Genomic DNA, 2,733 nt, shown 5'->3' with positions numbered 1-2,733 from the left:
CGGCGCTACGTGGCGAAATACACCATCAACCCCGCCATCAGCCACGGCATCGCGCACGAGGTGGGCTCGCTCGAAGCCGGCAAGCTCGCCGACATCGTGCTGTGGCGGCCGGCGTTCTTTGGCGTCAAACCGGCGCTGATTTTGAAAGGCGGCGCCATCGCCGCCGCGCCCATGGGCGATCCCAACGCCTCCATTCCGACGCCCCAGCCAGTGCACTACCGGCCGATGTTCGGCGCGCTCGGCGGGGCGATTGCCAGCAGCTGCCTCACGTTTGTCTCGCAGGCCGCGCTCGCTGCCGGCGTGCCCGAGAAGCTCGGCCTGAAACGCCGCGCAGTGGCGGTGAAAGGCACGCGCAGCATCGGCAAGGCCGACATGGTGCTCAATGACTACGCACCGGTGATGGAAGTGGACTCGCAGACCTACGAAGTGCGCGCGGATGGCGTGCTGCTCACCTGCGAGCCGGCCAAGGTGCTGCCGCTGGCGCAGCGGTATTTCCTGTTTTAACAGGCCGTTGAAAAACGGCCTGTGATCGCGAGGCAAGGATGCCTCGCGCGCAAATCAAATACGCAGATATTTGATTTGGCCCGGACATGCGCCGGGCGCGACGAGTTGAAAAAGGGCAGTACAGCCCTTTTTCAACGGCCTGCTAAGGGCGGCGGCACGCGGTGACGGCGCGGGCGCTCGAGGCGCCAAGTCGCGGCTTGCTCCCTTCCGTAACACCGCGCGAACTGGCCCGCGATTTGCTTTTGTTCCGCCATGGAAACGTTCGACCGGCTCGATGTCGCAGCAGCAGGCGAGGTGGATACGCAGGTGTCGCTCGCCTGGGAGCGGCGCACGCGCAGTCGCCAGCGGGTGACGCTAGCCAATGGTGCGGCGTTGATGCTGGTGCTGCCGCGCGGCACGGTATTGCGAAATGGCGACGTGCTGGCGAGCGACAGCGGTCGCCGGCTGCGCATTCTGGCGGCGCCAGAGACGGTGTCTACCGCGCACACCGAGCACGGCGCCCTGTTGCTGCGGACGGCCTATCACCTGGGTAACCGGCACGTGGCGATCGAGATCGGTGCCGGTTGGTTGCGTTACCTGCACGACCACGTGCTGGACGACATGCTGCGCGGGCTGGGGCTGACGGTGATGGTCGAGCAGGCGCCGTTTGAACCAGAAGCGGGCGCCTACGCGTCAGGACATGGGCATGGCCACGGCCACGACTGACGCGCTTGCCGAGCTGCGCCTGCGCCAGCTCACCAGCGCGGCGCTGCCGGTCGGCGCGTTTGCGTACTCGCAGGGCTTGGAGAGCGCGGTCGAGGCGGGCTGGGTCGGTCATGCCGACCGGGCCGAAGCGTGGATCGGCGGCCAGTTGCGCCACACGGTCGCAACGCTCGAGATACCCGTGTTGCAACGACTGGTTGCCGCCTTTTCGATGGGCGATCAGGCCGCTGCGTTGCGCTGGTCCGGCCGGCTGCTCGCGATGCGCGACACGGCCGAGTTGCGCGCCCAGGAGCGCGCTCTGGCCTGTGCCTGGGCGGCGTTGCTGAGCGATCTTGGCGTGCCCGCTGCAGCCGATTGGGCGGACTGTCCGCAGCGCACGGCGCTCGCGCTCTACGCGTTGGCGGTGGCGCACTTTGGCATCGACATCGAGCCCGCGGCGCGGGCCTGGGTGTGGGCGTGGCTGGAGGCGCAGGTGAGCGCCGCGGTGCGCGCCGTGCCACTCGGACACGCGGCGGCGCAGCGCACGCTGCATGCGCTGGCGCCGGTGATACCCGCGGCGGTGACGCGGGGGCTGGCGTTGCCCGATGCCGATATCGCCGGCGCGGCACCGGCGCTGTCGATCGCCAGTTGCTGGCACGAGACGCAATACAGCCGGCTGTTCAGGTCTTGAGGAGACGATCGCAATGGCGCATGACAGTTCGGCGGGGCCGCTTCGGGTCGGCATCGGTGGGCCGGTCGGTTCGGGCAAGACGGCGCTCACGGAGGCGCTGTGCCGGGCTCTTCGCGAGCGCTACGCCATCGCCGTGGTCACCAACGACATTTATACGCGAGAGGACGCCGAGTTCCTCACCCGTGCCGGGGCCCTGGCGCCGGAGCGCATCGTCGGTGTCGAGACCGGCGGCTGTCCACACACGGCAATCCGCGAGGACGCTTCGCTGAACCTCGCCGCCGTGGCGGAGCTGGCGCGGCGTTTCGCGCCGCTGGACTTGGTGTTCGTGGAATCGGGCGGCGACAACCTGGCCGCCACGTTTAGTCCGGAGCTGTCGGATCTGACGCTGTACGTAATCGATGTGGCGGCCGGCGACAAGATCCCGCGCAAGGGCGGGCCGGGCATCACGCGGTCCGATCTGCTGATCATTAACAAGACCGACCTCGCGCCGCACGTCGGTGCCTCGTTGGAGGTGATGGACCGTGACGCGCGGCGCATGCGCGGCGAGCGGCCGTTCGTCTTTACATGCCTCAAGACCGGCGCCGGGCTCGCCGAGGTGATCGCCTTCATCGAGCACGAAGGCGCGCTGGCGGCGCACTGATCCCGCGCCAACTTGGGGCAGGTCGCGTCGAGCGGCGCACCAGTCGGGTGAACAGGCGTGCAATGGCCACTCGCGGTGGGGCTGGCCGGGCCTTGGAATAGAAGCTCGCATGGTAAATGGCATGGTGATTGCTGAACCACCAGCGCCATCAGGGGGTCATGCTGAGCAAACCAGGGAGTACAAGCATGCCTTTGGAACGAAACGCACGAACGACGCT

4 protein-coding genes are annotated in these 2,733 nt (G+C 67.9%); all 4 read left to right on the top strand.

Annotation, left to right across the window (positions count from 1 at the left end):
- On the top strand, positions 1 to 504 hold a 504-nt coding region (locus tag PHC73_RS13590; RefSeq protein ID WP_300129330.1), incomplete at its 5' end, for an amidohydrolase family protein.
- A gap of 252 nt (positions 505 to 756) precedes the next feature.
- Entirely contained in the window at positions 757 to 1,209 is a 453-nt protein-coding gene (gene ureE / locus PHC73_RS13585; protein ID WP_300129328.1) for an urease accessory protein UreE, read from the top strand.
- Positions 1,190 to 1,876: an urease accessory UreF family protein gene (locus PHC73_RS13580; RefSeq protein WP_300129326.1), complete on the top strand. Its 687-nt coding sequence runs from the start codon at positions 1,190 to 1,192 to the stop codon at positions 1,874 to 1,876. Before ureE ends, PHC73_RS13580 begins: the two co-directional genes overlap by 20 nt.
- 13 nt (positions 1,877 to 1,889) lie before the next feature.
- A complete protein-coding gene (gene ureG / locus PHC73_RS13575; protein ID WP_300129325.1) occupies positions 1,890 to 2,516 on the top strand; it encodes an urease accessory protein UreG in 627 nt (208 codons plus the stop codon).
- The last annotated feature ends 217 nt before the right edge of the window (positions 2,517 to 2,733 follow it).

It is taken from the genome of Immundisolibacter sp. (assembly GCF_028696615.1).
Classification (GTDB): domain Bacteria; phylum Pseudomonadota; class Gammaproteobacteria; order Immundisolibacterales; family Immundisolibacteraceae; genus Immundisolibacter.
This window is presented reverse-complemented; position numbering and strand designations above follow the sequence as displayed.

Coding starts and splice junctions, on each gene's coding strand:
- ureG (WP_300129325.1), top strand. CDS start 1,890: ATGGCGCATGACAGTTCGGCGGGGCCGCTTCGGGTCGGCATCGGTGGG.
- ureE (WP_300129328.1), top strand. CDS start 757: ATGGAAACGTTCGACCGGCTCGATGTCGCAGCAGCAGGCGAGGTGGAT.
- PHC73_RS13580 (WP_300129326.1), top strand. CDS start 1,190: ATGGCCACGGCCACGACTGACGCGCTTGCCGAGCTGCGCCTGCGCCAG.